Origin of the sequence: Rhizobium sp. 18065 (assembly GCF_902706095.1) — a bacterium.
GTDB lineage: Bacteria > Pseudomonadota > Alphaproteobacteria > Rhizobiales > Rhizobiaceae > Allorhizobium.
In genome coordinates, this window is sequence record NZ_CACSJP010000020.1 from 1 (window position 1) to 16372 (window position 16372).

General features: G+C 60.7%; 19 protein-coding genes and 1 pseudogene. 5 read left to right on the forward strand and 15 right to left on the reverse strand.

Annotated features, from left to right (window positions below):
- Positions 1-169 precede the first annotated feature (169 nt).
- From GVK95_RS24425 to gatB, 7 genes and pseudogenes are all read right to left on the reverse strand, one after another.
- A complete protein-coding gene (locus GVK95_RS24425) occupies positions 170-1126 on the reverse strand; it encodes a hypothetical protein (RefSeq protein WP_159953287.1) in 957 nt (318 codons plus the stop codon).
- A 335-nt stretch (positions 1127-1461) separates the two neighbouring features.
- Positions 1462-1701 carry a hypothetical protein gene (locus GVK95_RS24430; RefSeq protein WP_007599287.1) on the reverse strand — a complete coding sequence of 80 codons (240 nt, stop codon included), beginning with the start codon at positions 1699-1701 and terminating at the stop codon, positions 1462-1464.
- Between the two features lie 506 nt (positions 1702-2207).
- Positions 2208-2618: pseudogene (locus GVK95_RS25350) on the reverse strand (DUF2155 domain-containing protein); the annotation flags it as partial.
- A 145-nt stretch (positions 2619-2763) separates the two neighbouring features.
- Entirely contained in the window at positions 2764-3162 is a 399-nt protein-coding gene (locus GVK95_RS24440) for an NADH:ubiquinone oxidoreductase subunit NDUFA12 (protein ID WP_159953288.1), read from the reverse strand.
- Between the two features lie 127 nt (positions 3163-3289).
- Positions 3290-3757 (reverse strand): GNAT family N-acetyltransferase, encoded by a 468-nt coding sequence (locus GVK95_RS24445; RefSeq protein ID WP_159953289.1) that lies wholly within the window; start codon positions 3755-3757, stop codon positions 3290-3292.
- Between the two features lie 86 nt (positions 3758-3843).
- Positions 3844-4341 carry a GNAT family N-acetyltransferase gene (locus GVK95_RS24450; protein ID WP_159953290.1) on the reverse strand — a complete coding sequence of 166 codons (498 nt, stop codon included), beginning with the start codon at positions 4339-4341 and terminating at the stop codon, positions 3844-3846.
- Between the two features lie 4 nt (positions 4342-4345).
- Positions 4346-5851 (reverse strand): Asp-tRNA(Asn)/Glu-tRNA(Gln) amidotransferase subunit GatB, encoded by a 1506-nt coding sequence (gene gatB, locus GVK95_RS24455; protein ID WP_159953291.1) that lies wholly within the window; start codon positions 5849-5851, stop codon positions 4346-4348.
- Between the two features lie 148 nt (positions 5852-5999).
- On the opposite strand from gatB, the gene GVK95_RS24460 reads away from it, so the two are divergent.
- Positions 6000-6332, forward strand: coding sequence for a DUF1294 domain-containing protein (locus tag GVK95_RS24460; protein WP_159953292.1), 333 nt, complete (start codon positions 6000-6002; stop codon positions 6330-6332).
- Here GVK95_RS24460 and GVK95_RS24465 read toward each other — a convergent pair.
- The 5 genes from GVK95_RS24465 to GVK95_RS24485 all read right to left on the reverse strand — a co-directional run bounded on the left by GVK95_RS24465 (position 6329) and on the right by GVK95_RS24485 (position 10145).
- The gene (locus tag GVK95_RS24465) at positions 6329-6838 is read right to left on the reverse strand and encodes a GNAT family N-acetyltransferase (RefSeq protein WP_159953293.1); all 510 of its coding nucleotides are present in this window, start codon (positions 6836-6838) and stop codon (positions 6329-6331) included. The two genes, GVK95_RS24460 and GVK95_RS24465, sit on opposite strands and share 4 nt — an antisense overlap.
- A gap of 200 nt (positions 6839-7038) precedes the next feature.
- Complete coding sequence (locus GVK95_RS24470; RefSeq protein WP_159953294.1) at positions 7039-7524, reverse strand: GNAT family N-acetyltransferase; 486 nt, start codon at positions 7522-7524, stop codon at positions 7039-7041.
- On the reverse strand, positions 7515-8996 hold the full coding sequence (gene gatA, locus GVK95_RS24475; protein ID WP_159953295.1) for an Asp-tRNA(Asn)/Glu-tRNA(Gln) amidotransferase subunit GatA: 1482 nt from the start codon (positions 8994-8996) through the stop codon (positions 7515-7517). Before gatA ends, GVK95_RS24470 begins: the two co-directional genes overlap by 10 nt.
- 88 nt (positions 8997-9084) lie before the next feature.
- A complete protein-coding gene (gene gatC, locus GVK95_RS24480; RefSeq protein ID WP_159953296.1) occupies positions 9085-9372 on the reverse strand; it encodes an Asp-tRNA(Asn)/Glu-tRNA(Gln) amidotransferase subunit GatC in 288 nt (95 codons plus the stop codon).
- A gap of 68 nt (positions 9373-9440) precedes the next feature.
- On the reverse strand, positions 9441-10145 hold the full coding sequence (locus GVK95_RS24485; protein WP_159953297.1) for a metal-dependent hydrolase: 705 nt from the start codon (positions 10143-10145) through the stop codon (positions 9441-9443).
- A gap of 108 nt (positions 10146-10253) precedes the next feature.
- Here GVK95_RS24485 and ruvX point away from each other — a divergent pair, with 108 nt between their 5' ends.
- A complete protein-coding gene (gene ruvX, locus GVK95_RS24490) occupies positions 10254-10754 on the forward strand; it encodes a Holliday junction resolvase RuvX (protein WP_159953298.1) in 501 nt (166 codons plus the stop codon).
- Here ruvX and GVK95_RS24495 read toward each other — a convergent pair.
- Both GVK95_RS24495 and GVK95_RS24500 read right to left on the reverse strand, forming a co-directional pair.
- Positions 10685-11023, reverse strand: a complete 339-nt coding sequence (locus GVK95_RS24495) for a DUF6105 family protein (protein ID WP_159953299.1) — start codon at positions 11021-11023, stop codon at positions 10685-10687. The two genes, ruvX and GVK95_RS24495, sit on opposite strands and share 70 nt — an antisense overlap.
- Positions 11020-11205, reverse strand: a complete 186-nt coding sequence (locus tag GVK95_RS24500; protein WP_244618885.1) for a hypothetical protein — start codon at positions 11203-11205, stop codon at positions 11020-11022. The genes GVK95_RS24495 and GVK95_RS24500 overlap by 4 nt, the downstream gene beginning before the upstream one ends.
- Positions 11206-11414: 209 nt before the next feature.
- Here GVK95_RS24500 and GVK95_RS24505 point away from each other — a divergent pair, with 209 nt between their 5' ends.
- Positions 11415-12350 carry an AEC family transporter gene (locus GVK95_RS24505; RefSeq protein WP_159953301.1) on the forward strand — a complete coding sequence of 312 codons (936 nt, stop codon included), beginning with the start codon at positions 11415-11417 and terminating at the stop codon, positions 12348-12350.
- Here the strand turns inward: GVK95_RS24505 and GVK95_RS24510 are convergent.
- Positions 12332-13984: an acyl-CoA dehydrogenase family protein gene (locus GVK95_RS24510; RefSeq protein WP_159953302.1), complete on the reverse strand. Its 1653-nt coding sequence runs from the start codon at positions 13982-13984 to the stop codon at positions 12332-12334. The two genes, GVK95_RS24505 and GVK95_RS24510, sit on opposite strands and share 19 nt — an antisense overlap.
- A 122-nt stretch (positions 13985-14106) precedes the next feature.
- Here GVK95_RS24510 and GVK95_RS24515 point away from each other — a divergent pair, with 122 nt between their 5' ends.
- Positions 14107-15063, forward strand: coding sequence for an aspartate carbamoyltransferase catalytic subunit (locus GVK95_RS24515; RefSeq protein ID WP_159953303.1), 957 nt, complete (start codon positions 14107-14109; stop codon positions 15061-15063).
- Positions 15060-16355, forward strand: a complete 1296-nt coding sequence (locus GVK95_RS24520; protein ID WP_159953304.1) for a dihydroorotase — start codon at positions 15060-15062, stop codon at positions 16353-16355. Before GVK95_RS24515 ends, GVK95_RS24520 begins: the two co-directional genes overlap by 4 nt.
- The last annotated feature ends 17 nt before the right edge of the window (positions 16356-16372 follow it).

The window sequence follows — 16372 nt, forward strand, 5'->3', positions numbered from 1 at the left end:
GGTTTTGAGGGGGTGGTGGGATTGCGCCTTCGTTTCGATCGTTCATTCCATCAGTTCGCGATCATGCAAGCAGTTGGGTTGCCACGGCGACACCTGCGTCTCAGGAAGGGTAGGAAATTGACAGTACGCTTCCGGGCCGGGATCTCCGCTAAAGGCCCATGAAGACGAACTATATGTCATCATCGTCACCACAATCGTCAATGTCTCCGTCTTCCTCGCCATAGTCCAGGTTTTCCCGCACGGAGTGTTCCAGAAGAGCGCGACGTTCTATGAAGTTCGTGATGTCTGCATAATGCGACTCGAGTTCGTCGAGCACTGTGATCTTTTTTCTGTCGGACCGGAGCGCTGCCAGATATTCGCCCTCAAGAGCTGGATCGAACTGCAGAGGTTGTATGAGATCGCGAATCAACCGGGCGTTCGGACCGCAGGCTTCGCGTGAGAGAAAATAGGCAATCAGTTCGGCCTGCAGTATGTCCTCGCCCTCGAAATCAAACTTCTTGCTCAGGAAAATCTTCGACGCCTTCGACCGGTAGTCGATCTCATATGTGTAGATATTAAGCCTTCTGGCTTCGTCCTCCACGATTTGGTGCACCGGGTTGACGATCTTTGACACGACCCTGCCTATGAGCTCGCGGTGCTTGCGCTCGTTCCGCGTGATTGTCAGCAAACCACTGACATCAATCTTAATGTCGAGGTGCTTTTCGAGGAAATTGACAAGTTCCTTGCGCTCTTGGGCAGACTTAAACACAGATTTAAGGCTGTAGCGGCCGTAGCGCTGTGACTTATAGAACCGACCCAGGAGAGCGATGAATTCGTTTTCCCGCGCGGAAAACTTGAGGTCGTGCTTGGCCTTCAACCGCCGGACAAGCTCCTGGTGCTCATGGGTGATGAGGCTCTTCTCGAAGGCGTCTTGGTCGACTGCGCTATCGTGCTCGGTCAATATAACCGCGATCTTCAATAGGCGCTCCACGCCGACCGCCACTGAGTACAAAACCTCGAAGGCGTCCTCCTCGGCAGCGAAATGATCCATTTCGTGAAAAGCCTGCAGCCCGTTGAACAGGAATCGTCCGGCGATGTCGAGCTCGGTGCCAAGGTTGAAGTTTTTCCAGTATTCGTCAGGCCGCATCTATCTCCTCCTTCTGCCCCTGTAGGACGGCAATCAGCATTCGCTGCGGCACCCAACTTCCAAGCCCTCGACAATCCTGCCGCTATAGTCGCCTGGACGAGCTTATTGCAATTCAAAGCTGTTAGTCCTCAAACAAATAAATGGCGGGAGAGTGCATGGGGCATAAGACCCTCTCTGGCCTGCCGGCCATCTCCCCCACAAGGGGGGAGAGGACTCGCGGTTAGCGCCTGCTCCATACGGAACGTCAGATCATGCGGAAAAGGGCGCGGCCGGGTTAAGCCCTCCCCCTTGTGGGGAGGGTTTGGGAGGGGACTATCGATGCCCCCGAAAACCCCTCAATTGGTCGTCAAATCCGCTGTCTCGCCAAACGCGATGATCAGTTTGGGGCTGGTCATGTCGCCGCTTTCCTCGTCGACCTGGATGGAATAGGCGGCGACGCCGAGGTGGCGGGCGGACATGGCGGTGGCGATCTTTTCGGCAGAGGCGGCGCTGGAGGCCTGGCGCATCTCGCCGGGCACGACATTGCCGCGGTTCTTCTTGAAGGGAAGGACGATGAATTTTTCGGAGAGGGACATGGTGGAGAACTCCTGTTCGTTCTCTTCCTGTTCTCAATTGCCTGACATGTCAATCGCTAAGCGTCGGTGGAGGTACCGCCCCCACGTCCGAGCTTTCCGGCAGGCGGGCATCTGTCCGAGAGCAGAGCGGCGGCGGATTAAACAGTGTCCCTGACCTGCCGGCCTGCCGGCCATCTTACCCTCCAAAGGAGAGAGAAGACTGCCTAGTAAAGCCCGGCGCCTGCAGGCGGTGTCAGGATGGGAGGCTGCGGCGTCTGTCCCTGCAACACGGGAGCACTGTCCTGCGGGAAATCGGCTGGCGGCAGGGTTCCGCCAAGGGTCTCATCGGGGATCTCCTGCGGCGCGTCCAGCGGCGGGACAGCGGCCTGTGCAGGCTCCACCGGTGCGGGCTCTGGCGTTGCGGGCTGTGTCGAGGTGGCGGTGCCTGCATCGCCGGCGGGCTGAGTGGGGGCTGCATCGGGTGCCGGCGTTTGGACCGCCTTGACCGGTTCGGGGGCCGCCTGAACGGCTTTGACGCCGAGGGGGGCCGGAACTTCCGAGCTCGCCTTGCAGCCGGTCAGCCAGACGTCATAGATCGCGTGTTCGACGGCGTTCAGCGCCGGGCTGTCGGCAAACATCCAGCCGGAAAAGATGCGGCGGATCTTGCGGTCGAGGGTGATTTCGTCGACCTCGACAAAAGCGTCGATCTTCTGGGCCTCGGTCTCGTCGCGCGAATAGCAGACCTTCGGCGTGACCTGAAGCGCGCCGAACTGCACGGTCTCGTTGACATAGACATCGAAGCTGGTGATGCGGCCGGTGATCTTGTCGATGCCGGCAAACTCGGCAACGGGATTTTCGAGGCGCGCGGCATGGGCCGGTGTCAATGTCGAGGCCAGGACGGCCGTCAGAATTGCCATGCCCAAGGCCGGAAGAGCCATCGCGGGGAAAGCGCTGTTTCGTTCCGGAAGCTTCATCTGCCGTTCTTTCACAGTCAATTCATCTCAGGCCCGGATACGACAAGGGCCTCACGAGAGAGGCCCTAACGCCGAATTATGGCCAAATCGGGTATTTCTGGCCGGCTGATCAGTTGCCGGGCGTCCAGGCGTCGTAGTCACCGGTGACACGCGGACGCTCGCCGGCAACGGCGATCGAACCCGGCGGACGATAGGCGGCAGAGGTGCCGGTCAGGTTCTCGCGATGCGGGAGCTGCCAATCGGCCGGCTTGTAATTGTCACTCGGCGGGGCGACGTCGGTGCGGTAGTGCATCCAGCCGTGCCAGCCGGCCGGAATTTTCGACGCGTCGGCATAACCCTTGTAGATCACCCAGCGGCGCGGAAGACCGAACGAGGTGGTGCCGCCTTCATAATAGACGTTGCCTGCTTCGTCTTCGCCGACGCGCTTGCCGTTGCGCCAGGTGAAGAAGCGGGTACCCATGGTCTGACCATTCCACCAGGTGAAAATTTGCAACAGAAACTGCTTCATGTCGTGTCCTTGGATTTCAGCCGAAGCCCAATATACGGGCGCTCTGAACATAGGCGGCACCGCATAATATCTTCTTGCTTATGCCGCCTTGCCTTTCGCTTGTCCAGTGATTCGCGGTCGCACCCCGTCATTTCAGCTTCAACTTGAACCCCAGGTGGCTCGGCGCAAAACCGAGCCGCGCGTAGAAGCGGTGGGCATCTGTGCGTGCCGCATTGGAGGTCAGCTGAACGAGGCGCATGTGCTCGGCGCGGGCGCGCTCGACGGCAAACGCGATCATGGCCGCACCGATCCCCTGCCCGCGGCAATCGGCCCGTGTCTGGACCGCTTCGATGATCATCGACGATGATCCGCGCGCGGTCATCGTGGTTGTGACCATGGTCTGGAAGGTGCCGACGACTTCGCCGTCCCTCTCGGCCACGTACAGCGTTTCGTTCGGCGAGGCGGCGATGCGGGCAAAGGCTGCAAGATAGTCCGGCAAAGCCTGCGGGTCGGTGGTATCGCCATGCCCGCCCAATGCGTCGTCGGCAAACAGCGCGGCAATCTCTGCTACGTCGTCCGGCCGGGCGACGCGGATCTGCACATCTTTATCCTGCACGCACTGTTCCTCCTGATCTTTTCAAGACGCGCAGAGCTACGGTGCGGTTCGCGACAGATTGATGACGGGCAAGAGCCGAAAGCCGATTACAGCAGTGGCTTTTCCATGATCAGCGCTTCGATGCCGCTATTGGGGCCGCCGCAATTCTTCGTCCGGTCGACTTCGACAAAACCGTGTGCCTCGTAGAAGGCGACGGCACCGAGGTTTTTCGGCTCGACCTCGAGCCGCATGATCTCGGCATCGGGAAAGCAGCTCTCGATTTCGGCAAACAGATCGCGACCGATGCCCTGGCGCTGGCAATCGGGGTGAACGTAGAGCTGGTAGAGCATGGCCGTCTTTGCCAGCTTGTCCGACATGGCGGCAAAGGCCATGCCGCCAATGCGCTTGCCATTATCGGCAACGAGGAACTCGCCGCCCTTCTGGTTCACCCGCGCCTTGAGCGCTGCGGGCGAATGCCAGCTGTCGATCAGTTCCTTGACCTTGGCCGGCCCATAGACCGCGTCATAGGTTGCGTGAAAGGTCGTTTCGAGCAGCGACCGCAGCGACTGGATATCGGCTTCACCGGCGGTGCGGACGAAATACAACGGCCTACTCCTCGACGATGCCGAGCTTGGCCTTGACCAGCGCCTGGACCGCCTGCGGGTTGGCCTTGCCACCGGTGGACTTCATCACCTGACCGACGAACCAGCCGGCCAGCGTCGGCTTGGCCAGCACCTTGGCGACCTGATCCGGGTTGGCAGCGATGATCTCGTCGACGGCCTTTTCGATGGCGCCGGTGTCGGTCACCTGCTTCATGCCACGGCTCTCGACGATTTCGGCCGGGTCGCCGCCTTCGTTGAAGACGATCTCGAACAGGTCCTTGGCGATCTTGCCGGAAATGGTCTCGGCCTTGATCAGTTCGATGATGCCGCCGAGCTGAGCGGGGGAAACCGGAGTCTCTTCAATGCCTTTGCCAGCTTTGTTCAAGGCGCCCAGCAGGTCGTTGATGACCCAGTTGGCGGCGATCTTGCCATCGCGGCCATCGGCTACGGCCTCGAAATAATCGGCAATCGCCTTTTCCGAGACCAGAACCGAGGCGTCATAGACCGACAGGCCGAGCTCAGTGACAAAGCGGGCCTTCTTGTCGTCCGGCAGTTCGGGCAGGTCCTTGCGCATCGCCTCGATGAAGGCATCGTCGAATTCGAGCGGCAGCAGGTCCGGATCGGGGAAGTAGCGATAGTCATGCGCATCTTCCTTGGAGCGCATCGAACGCGTCTCGCCCTTGCCCGGATCGAAGAGGCGGGTTTCCTGATCGATCGTACCGCCATCCTCGATGATCGCGATCTGGCGACGGGCCTCGTATTCGATCGCCTGGCCGATAAAGCGGATCGAGTTGACGTTCTTGATTTCGCAGCGCGTGCCGAATTCGCCGCCCGGCTTGCGCACCGAGACGTTGACGTCGGCGCGCATCGAGCCTTCGTCCATGTTGCCGTCGCAGGTGCCGAGATAACGCACGATCGAGCGCAGCTTGGTCATGTAGGCTTTGGCCTCGTCCGAGGAGCGCATGTCGGGCTTCGAGACGATTTCCATCAGGGCAACGCCAGAGCGGTTCAGGTCGACATAGGACATGGTCGGATGCTGGTCATGCATCGACTTGCCGGCGTCCTGTTCCAGATGCAGGCGCTCGATGCCGATCTCGATATCCTCGAACTGCCCCTGGCGGTCCGGGCCGAGCGAGATGATGATCTTGCCTTCGCCGACGATCGGATCCTTGAACTGCGAGATCTGGTAGCCCTGCGGCAGGTCGGGATAGAAATAGTTCTTGCGGTCGAAGATCGAGCGCTTGTTGATCTGGGCCTTCAGGCCGAGGCCGGTGCGCACAGCCTGCGCGACGCATTCCTCGTTGATCACGGGCAGCATACCGGGCATGGCGGCGTCGACCAGCGAGACGTTGGAATTCGGCGCATTGCCGAACACTGTCGACGCACCCGAAAACAGCTTGGAATTGCTCGTCACCTGGGCATGGACTTCCATGCCGATGACGATTTCCCAGTCGCCTGTGGCGCCGGGGATGAAGCGTTTGGGATCGGGTGTGCGCGTGTCTACCAGGGTCATCGGATGCTCGTGTCATGCGTGGGTTTATAGGCTCGTGAGGTAGAGCAAATGGGCCGACGGTGCAAGGCTTGTGACGTCCGACCTGTCTCGGGACAATGGCATTGCGATGGAAGAAATCGCTTAACCGTGGTCGATTAAACTGCCGGCCATGCCAAGCGAGACAATCCTCACCGTTGCCGCAATCGCGGCGCTCTACAATGTCGTGGTGTTCTGCATCTACGCCTTTGACAAATTTTCTGCACGCCAAGGCGGATGGCGGATCCGGGAAAGCACGCTGATCGGCCTCGCCGTCGCTGGTGGCGGATTTGGCGCGTTTCTCTGCCAGCGCCTGCTGCGACACAAGACGCGCAAGCCGCCGTTTCGCCTGCTGTTGCCGACCCTGTTCGTCCTGCAGTCAGCGTTCGGGCTGATCCTGCTGCTGGTACCGGAACAGGTGTTCGCGGCAGCAGGACATCTGGTTGAAATGACTCTCCGGCTCTAGAACTCCTGCCCGTAACCCAGTGGCTCCACCGCCACCAACTGCTTCGACAGGCCGACAGACTGCACGTCGCGGTCGAGTTTCGGGTTGTAGGCAATGGTCAGCCAGTTCACCGCATAGCCGTGTTTTTCGAAGAAGCCGATCGCTTCGCTGTTCATGGCATGGGTCTGAAGGCTGGCCTTGTCGAAGCCCTGCCGCACGATCTCGGCCTCGACCGCCTCCAGCAGGGCAGATCCCAGCCCAAGGCGCTGTTGCTCCGGATCGATCCAGAAGTCGGTGATGTTCTCGTCGAAATCCTCACGGGCGGCCCATCCGGCAGCAAAGCCACCCCTGTCGGCCACCATGATCGTCACCCATCCCTGATGGGTAAAATGCCGGAAGGAGGCGCGGGCATTGTCGACCATCGACCGTGTGTCGCCAACCGGGATCATCGCCTTTTCCCAGGCGCGGACACCGATCTCGGCCAGCAGATCCGCTTCTTCCAGCCTTGCGCTCCGGATGGTGATCATCGACGCTCCGATTGTTGGTGATAGTAGACCATCACAACTTGAGATTTTCCAGTGGCTGCTGTGTCGCCAAGCCAATCTTCAATAATATCAAATAAATTCAGCACCCTGGAGGGCTCCGCTGAGAGCCTGATTCACGACAGGATATCGGTGCGCACGCATCTGGCTGAAGCTGATTCGCCTGCAATGCCTGAAGAGTGAGTCTAAAGCGACTTCTCCAGCCGAACCTTCTCGACATCCATTTGCATCGCCAGTGATCGCTCCATGCCGCGCCAGACAAGGATGAAGCCGCAGCGTTCATAGAGGCGGATCGCGCCGCTGTTGCCGGCATGGGTGGCGATGCGCGCTATCTTGATGCCTTCATGCTTCATCAGGGTGAAGGCATGCTCGAGCAAGGCCAGTCCAACGCCCTGCCCTTGACGGTCAGGCGCCACCCAAAGATCTGAAATATAGTCGGGATCGCCGTCGCAAGCCGTCCAGCCGACGATTTTGCCATCCGATAAAGCCACGACAATTGCCGCGACATTATCTGCCGGGAAATCCTGGAAGGCTTGGTGAACGCGTTCCGACATCTCAACGCCGAATCTGTTCAGAACCGGATTGGCGGACCAGGCCGCAAAACCCACTTCGCCGACGCTTTGGGCGTCGGCGAAGGTCATCGGCCGAATCAGGACCTTACTTACCACCACTTCGCCGGTGTGAACGTGCCCGCAGCCTGTTCGATGACATGGGCGGTCCTGAACAGGGTTTCCTCGTCGAACGGCTTGCCGATGACCTGCAGACCGAGCGGCAGGCCCTTGGAATCGAGACCGGCCGGAACCGATATGCCCGGCAGGCCGGCCATGTTCAGCGTGATGGTGAAGACGTCCTGCAGATACATCTTGACCGGGTCGGCTGCCAGTTCCTTGTCGCCGATGGCAAATGCCGAAGACGGGGTGATCGGTGCGAGGATCGCATCGACGCCGGCGTTGAACACGGTCTCGAAGTCACGCTTGATCAGCGTGCGAACCTTCTGCGCCTGCAGATAATATGCATCGTAGTAGCCAGCCGACAGAACATAGGTGCCGACCATGATGCGGCGCTTGACTTCCTTGCCGAAGCCTTCGGCGCGGGTCTTCTCGTACATGTCGGCAATGTCCTTGCCGTCGACGCGCAGGCCGTAACGCACGCCGTCGTAACGGGCGAGGTTCGACGAGGCTTCGGCAGGTGCGACGATGTAATAGGCCGGCAGGGCGTATTTGGTGTGCGGCAGCGAGATATCGACGATCTCGGCGCCAGCATCCTTCAGCCAGGCAATGCCCTGGGCCCAGAGCTTTTCGATCTCGTCCGACATGCCTTCGACGCGGTATTCCTTCGGAATGCCGATCTTCATGCCCTTCAACGACTGGCCGAGGGCTGCTTCATAATCCGGCACCGGCAAGTCGATCGAGGTCGTATCCTTGGCATCGACGCTGGCCATGGACTTCAAGAGGATTGCGGCATCGCGCACGTCGCGGGCGATCGGGCCGGCCTGGTCCAGCGACGAGGCGAAGGCGACGACGCCCCAGCGCGACACGCGGCCATAGGTCGGCTTGATGCCGACTGTGCCGGTGAAGGCGGCCGGCTGGCGGATCGAACCGCCGGTATCGGTGGCCGTGGCACCAGCGCACAGATGGGCGGCAACGGCTGCAGCCGAACCGCCGGACGAACCGCCGGGCACCAGCTTTTCATCGGAGCCCTTGGCCTTCCACGGATTGACGACCGGGCCGTAATAGGAGCTTTCGTTCGACGAACCCATGGCGAATTCGTCCATGTTCAGCTTGCCGAGCATGACGGCGCCCGCATCCCACAGGTTCTGGGTGACGGTCGATTCATATTCCGGCTTGAAGCCGTCGAGGATATGGCTGCAGGCCTGGGTGTGAACACCCTTGGTGGCGAACAGATCCTTGACGCCGAGCGGGATGCCTTCGAGGCTGCCGGCCTTGCCGTCGGCGATGCGGGCATCCGAGGCCTTGGCCATGTCGAGCGCGATCTCTGGCGTTACCGTGACATAGGCGTTGATTTCAGTGTTGGCGGCCTCGATTGCCTGGATATAGGCCTGCGTCAGCTCGACGGCCTTGATCTCCTTCGCGGCCAGTTTGGCGCGGGCTTCGGCGATGGTGAGGCTGGTCAGTTCGGTCATGGTCGGTTCACTTCAGACTGTCAGCGCCCCGGACGGGCGCAAAAGGGAGAGGATGCGGCATCGGACAAGCGGCAGACGAGGCCAGCGCTTATTCGACGACCTTCGGCACCATGAAGAAATTGCGGTCGGTCTGCGGCGCATTGGCGACGATCGCGTCGGCCTTGTCGCCGTCGGTGACGACGTCATGGCGCTTCTTCATCGCCATTGGCGTTACCGATGTCATGGGCTCGACACCGGTGACATCGACTTCGGACAGAAGCTCGACAAACCCGAGAATGCCGTTCAGTTCGCCGGTCATGCGCTGGGCTTCCTCTTCGCTGACGGCGATGCGGGCAAGGCGGGCCACGCGCTTGACGGTTGCGAGATCAACGGACATCGGCATTCTCCAGATAAGCTGTTTTCTTCGCTATAATGGCCGTCAAGCGCGGGCGCAACGGGGATTTGTCAGAGCTGGAGAGCAAGACCGGCCGAAGGCGTGACAACCTTGGTCCGCGTGCCTTCCATGCCGGCGACGAATTTCTCCGGCGTCTGATCGATGATCGGGAAGCTGCCGTAGTGACAGGGGATGGCCGTCTTGAAGTCGAAGAAGCGCTGGCAGGCGAGTGCCGCAACCGCGCCGCCCATGGTGAAACGGTCGCCGATCGGAACGAGCCCGATATCCGGCTGATGCAACTCGTTGATCAGCTTCATGTCCGAGAAGATGTCGGTATCACCCATATGCAGCAGCGACGCATCGCCGTCGAAATGCAGCATCAGACCGTTGGCACTGCCGAGGGAATGGGAGACGCCATCCTCGGTCAGCTGTGCCGACGAGTGCAGGGCATTGGTGAAGGTGGCGGAAAAGCCCTCGAAATGCACGGTGCCGCCGGTGTTGCCCATCTCGAGCTTGTCGACGCCCTTGGAGCCGAGCCAGGCAGCGAGATCGGCATTGGCGAGCACGGTGGCGCCGGTGTCCTTGGCCAGCTTGATGGTATCGCCGACATGGTCACCGTGGCCATGCGTCAGGAGAATATGGGTGATGCCGGATGCGGTATCCTTGGCATCGATACCGGCAAAACCCGGATTGCCGGTCAGAAACGGATCGATCAGGATGCTGGCCTTGGACGTGTCGAGACGGAAAGCCGAATGGCCGAGCCAGGTGATTTTCATGTAAGTATCCTCGCAATGGGCAGAAAGGGATAAGGGGTTTCCCAGCCAGCAGATATGGCATAAGCGCTTGACGGAAAGTAGTTGATCCCCGGAAACACGGAAAACAAAATGTTTGTGCTGACCCTTGAGGAGCTCGCCGAACGCCTGCTGCCAAACCAGGCCATAGCCGGTCTCGATCTCGGGACCAAGACAATCGGTCTTTCGGCATCGGATCTGGGCCGGCGCTTTGCCACGCCGCGTCCGGTCATTCACCGGACGAAATTCACCCAGGATGCGGTGGTTCTGCTGGCATTTGCCGAAAAGGAAAAGATCGCGGCCTTCGTCATCGGCCTGCCGACGAATATGGACGGCTCCTCGGGGCCGCGCGTTCAGGCAACACGAGCCTTTGTCCGCACAATGGCGCAGAAGACCGAGATCCCCTTCATCTTCTGGGATGAGCGGCTGTCCACCGTGGCTGCCCAGCGGGCGCTTCTGGAAATGGATGTGTCACGCGCCAAGCGCAAGGAGCGGATCGATTCGGCCGCCGCCAGCTTCATTCTTCAAGGAGCGCTGGACAGGCTGTCCATGCTCGCCCGCGCTTCTGACGAAAGTGGTGCCGATTTTTCCTGACGGGCCTTCCACCAGGCGATGATCTTCTTGCGGCGGCGAAAGCCGATGATGGCAAACAGCACGGCGCTGTCGACCACGATCGCGCGCATGACCAGCGGCGGAATGGTTTCCGGCGGAATACCCAGAACATTGCCGTAGATCTGGAAGACCAGTTCATGCGCCTGACGGGTCAGCATGAAGATGCCGAAGCTCATGTCGTAGTAGGACAGACTGTACCAGGTGCCCAGAAGCACTATGGGCATGGCCCACAAAAGCAGGAATGTCTTCATGCCGTTTCTGCCTTTCGCATAGACGGCGAATCATTCGCCGCCGGCCAGTTTTCCACCAGCCACTTCAATGTCGCCATCAACGTCAGCGCGACCGCAGGAACGGCAATATCGAGCGCCAGTCCCGCAAAGAAGACCATCATCATGATGGTCATGATCAGTCGTACCGACGCGTCACCCGTCACTGCCCTGCCCTTTAACGTCTGTCCCGTGGCAAAGTTGCAGCGTTCGATCGCGCGGCGCAACGTAAACCCTTTGTTAAGGTTAACGGACGTTGGGGATAAGTCAGCGCAAGGAGTTGGCGGGCGAGCGCCCTCTCCCTGTTTCAGCGGTTGCAAGCCAAGGCCCCGCGCTTTAACGGTTGCGCTCCCATTCTTCGCCGCCGGACTTTTTCATGCTGATCATCTTCGAGAGCATCCTGCCGATCTTCCTGCTGGTCCTGATCGGTGTCGTGCTGAAGCGAACGCCGCTGATCAACGACAGCTTCTGGGGCGGGCTGGAACAGTTCGGCTACTATGTGCTGTTTCCGGCGCTGCTTTTCGAGACATTGGCCACGACCAATTTTTCAGCGATGAACAGCGGCAGCATCAGCCTTGTCTCGCTGCTGGCGGTCGGGGTCATGTCGGGCGTTTCCCTGGCATTGTGGCCGCTTCTTCGCAACAAGGGCATGGGCGCCCCTGCCTATACCTCGATCTTCCAGACGGCGACCCGCTGGAACGGCTTCATGGCGCTTGCCATCGGCGAAAAGCTGGCCGGTCCCTCTGGACTTGCAGTAATTGCGGTGATCATGGCGGCGATCATCGTGCCGCTCAACCTGATCAATGTCGGCATCATGGTGTGGTTTTCCGGCCGCGGTCGCAGTTTCAAGGCGTTTGCACTGCGAATCATCACCAATCCGATCATCATCGGCTCGGCGCTGGGCGTTCTCGTCAATGTGCTCGGGATCCGGATCTACGATCCGCTGATGACCACGGTCGATCTGATCGCCGGCTCCTCGCTCAGCCTCGGCCTGATCAATGTCGGTGCGGGGCTTCGCATCCAGGATGCGCTGAAGCCGCAGCCGGCTGTGATCCTCTCGGTCTTCCTCAAGCTGATCCTGTTTCCGGTGGTTTCCGTCGGACTGGCACTGGCCTTTGGCCTCAGCGGCGAAACGGTGGTGATGATGGCTCTCGGTGCCGCCGTGCCGACGGCGATGAACGGCTATGTGCTGGCCAAGCAGATGGGCGGCGACGCCGAGCTTTATGCGGCAGCGGCCACCGTGCAGACGGTGGCCGCCTTCTTCACCATTCCAGCCGTACTCTATCTCGTCGCTCAGGTGGCGGCGGGATAAAGCAGGTCCAGCACGTAGCGGGCATCGAAACGTGCGTCGAGAACACCGTAGGTGTGACGCCAGCCGCCGGCCAGGCGGGTTTCCAGAAACGCATCGGCGATCTTGCCGGCGCCGAGGCGATATAGCTCGGCCGCACCGGCAGCCAGCGCCAGCTGTTCGATCAGCAGGCGACCGGCGCCCTCGTCGCGTTCCGCCAGAGCCGTCGCCGCACGCAGGACTTCGACAGTCTTCTTGCCCGATGCGCCGAGATCGCGTTCAAGCCCGGCAAACAGCGTCTCGAACAAATCCTTGCCGCGATTGAGCACACGCAGCACGTCGAGCGCCATCACGTTGCCGGAGCCTTCCCAGATCGCATTGACCGGTGCCTCGCGGTAGTGGCGGGCAATCGGACGCTCCTCGACATAACCGCTGCCACCGATCGATTCCATCGCCTCATAGATCAAGCCGGGGGCGATCTTGCAGATCCAGTATTTGACCACCGGTGTCATGACACGGGCATAGGCCGCGTCCACCGGATTTTCGCGGGCACGGTCGAAGCTGTCGGCCAGGCGGAAGGCGAGCGCCGTGGCTGCGGCCACATCCAAAGCCATGTCGGCCAGGACGCGTGTCATCAGCGGCTGGTCGATCAGCTTCTTGCCGAAGACGGTACGGCCGCGCACATGATGCACCGCTTCGGCCATCGAGGCACGCATCATGCCGGCAGATGCCAGCGCGCAATCGAGACGGGTCAGCGTCACCATATCGAGAATGGTGCGGACGCCGTCACCCGGCGTGCCGAGCAGGAAGCCGAAGGCCTCATCGAACTCGACTTCGGCAGAGGCATTCGAACGGTTGCCGATCTTGTCCTTCAGACGCTGGAATTCCAGACCGTTGGCCGAACCATCCTCGAGGAGACGCGGCACGAGGAAGCAGCCCATGCCGTCCTTGGTCTGGGCCAGCATGACGAAGCCGTCGCTCATCGGCGCCGACATGAACCACTTGTGGCCGGACAGACGGTAGATGCCCTCGCCTACCCGTTCGCCGCCGGTCACATTGGCGCGCACATCGGTGCCGCCCTGCTTTTCGGTCATGCCCATGCCAATGGTCACGGCACTCTTTTGCATTGGCGGCTTGTTGGCCGAATCGTATTTGCGCGACAGGATCTTCGGCGTCCATTCCTTCTGCACTGCCGGCGACGCAACGAGAGCTGCCACGGAGGCGCTGGTCATGGTCAGCGGGCAGAGATGGCCGCTTTCGAGCTGGGCGGTCAAAAAGAAGCGGACGGCGCGCGCCTTGTGTTCATGGCCCCGGGCATCCGTCTGGTTTTCCCAGACAGAGCAATGCAGGCCCGACGACATGGAGCGGCGCATCAGGGCGTGATAGGCCGGATGGTACTCGGTGACATCCAGCCGCTCGCCGCGCACGCCATGGGTGCGCAATTGCGGTGGGCTGGCATTGGCCATGCGGGCCAGTTCCTGCGCCTCGGGCGAGGTCACATACTTGCCGACCACGTCATATTCGTCGCGAAGCGAGCGGGCGAGCGTGGAGGTCAGATCGACGAGAAGCGGGTCGGATCGGTAGGCATTGACACCGGACCAGGGCTTGGGCTGGTTCAGGGCGGCGAGTTTTTCTTCAGTCCGGTTCATTATTGTCATGCCGTTCTACTAGCGCAAAGAATTTCGTTTAACATGGGGAACGCGCCGCAATCCACATAGCATATGCTTGCCCGGCCGCCTGCCAATCATTATAGACCGCGTGACATCTACGGAGGGCGTCCATGGTCTTCTTTCCCCACCGCCATCTCATCGGCATCAAGGGCTTTACCGAACAGGACATCACGTACCTGCTCGACAAGGCCGACGAAGCCGTGAAAATCAGCCGCCAACGGGAGAAGAAGACCTCCACGTTGCGTGGTCTTACCCAGATCAATCTGTTTTTTGAAGCCTCGACGCGGACGCAGTCCTCATTCGAGCTTGCCGGCAAGCGGCTAGGCGCCGACGTGATGAACATGTCGGTCGGCAATTCGTCGGTGAAAAAAGGCGAAACGCTGATCGACACAGCCATGACGTTGAACGCCATGCGCCCGGACGTGCTTGTCGTGCGCCATTCCTCGGCAGGTGCTGCCGCCCTGCTCGCGCAGAAAGTCGCCTGCTCTGTGGTCAATGCGGGTGACGGCCAGCATGAGCATCCGACCCAGGCGCTGCTCGACGCGCTGACCATTCGCCGCGCCAAGGGCAAGCTGTCGCGGATCATCGTCGCCATCTGCGGCGACGTTCTGCATTCGCGCGTGGCACGCTCCAACATTCTTCTTCTCAACGCCATGGGTGCCCGCGTCCGGGTCGTGGCGCCTGCGACATTGCTGCCAGCCGGCATTGCCGACATGAGCGTGGAAGTCTTCCACGACATGAAGGAAGGGCTGAAAGACGCCGACGTGGTGATGATGCTGCGCCTGCAGCGCGAGCGCATGGCGGGCGCCTTCGTGCCGTCGGTGCGGGAATATTTCCATTTCTACGGCCTCGACGCCGAAAAGCTGAAATATGCCAAGGAAGACGCGCTGGTCATGCATCCGGGTCCGATGAACCGCGGTGTCGAAATCGCCTCGGAAGTGGCCGACGGCCCGCAGAGCGTGATCGAGCAGCAGGTGGAAATGGGGGTTGCCGTGCGCATGGCGGTGATGGAAACATTGCTGACCTCGCAAAACAATGGTCCGCGCAGCGAGGGAATGGGCGCATGATGAAACCGCTCGTCCTGAAGAATGTCCGGATCATCGATCCTTCGCGCACGCTTGACGAGGCCGGCACAATCATCGTCGGGAACGACGGCAAGATCCTCGCGGCCGGCCGTGACGCGTTGAACCAGGGTGCGCCGGAAGGTGCCGAGATCCGCGATTGTGGTGGCCTGACCGCCATTCCAGGTCTTGTCGATGCGCGTGTCTTTGTCGGCGAACCCGGCCATGAGCATCGCGAAACGATTGCGTCTGCCAGTCGTGCGGCGGCCGCCGGCGGCATCACCTCCTTCATCATGATGCCGGAAACCGATCCTGTCATCGACGACATCGCCCTGGTCGAGTTCGTCAAGAAGACGGCGCGCGATACGGCCATCGTCAATGTCTATCCGGCAGCGGCCCTGACCAAGGGCATGACCAGTGCCGAAATGACCGAGATGGGCCTGCTGCAACTGGCTGGCGCGGTTGCCTTCACCAATGGTCGCCATGGCCTCAACGATAGCCAAGTGCTGCGCCGGGCGATGACCTATGCGCGCGAATTTGGCGCCGTGATCGCGCTCGAAACGCGGGAAAAATATCTGGCCGCCAATGGTGTGATGAACGAGGGACTGTTTGCCAGCTGGCTCGGTCTTTCCGGCATACCGAAGGAAACCGAAATCATTCCGCTGGAGCGCGACCTCAGGATCGCCGCCCTGACCAAGGCGAAATATCACGCCGCCCAGATCTCGGTGCCGGAATCGGTCGAGGCGATCCAGGTGGCACGCAAGCGTGGAGCCAAGGTCACCTGCGGCATCTCGATCAACCATCTGGCCCTGAACGAGAACGACATCGGCGAATATCGCAGCTTCTTCAAGCTCTATCCGCCGCTGCGTTCGGAAGATGATCGCATGGGCATGGTGCAGGCGATTGCCGATGGCAGCATCGACATCATCGTCTCGTCGCATGATCCGCAGGATGTCGATACCAAGCGCCTGCCGTTCGGCGAGGCGGCCGATGGTGCGAGCGGACTGGAGACCATGCTTTCGGCTGCTCTCCGGCTTCATCATGCCGGCCATGTTCCGCTGATGCGGCTGATCGATGCGATGTCGACAAGACCGGCCGAAATCTTCGGCCTTCCGGCCGGTACGCTGAAGCCGGGCGCAAGCGCCGATATCGCACTGGTCGATCTCGACGAGCCATGGCTGGTGTCGAAGGATCAGCTTGTGGGACGCTCGAAGAACACGCCTTTCGAAGATGCGCGCTTCTCGGGCCGTGCGGTCGCGACCTATGTCGCCGGACGCTGCGTGCACGCACTCGCATAAAACAAAGACAAGCAGGG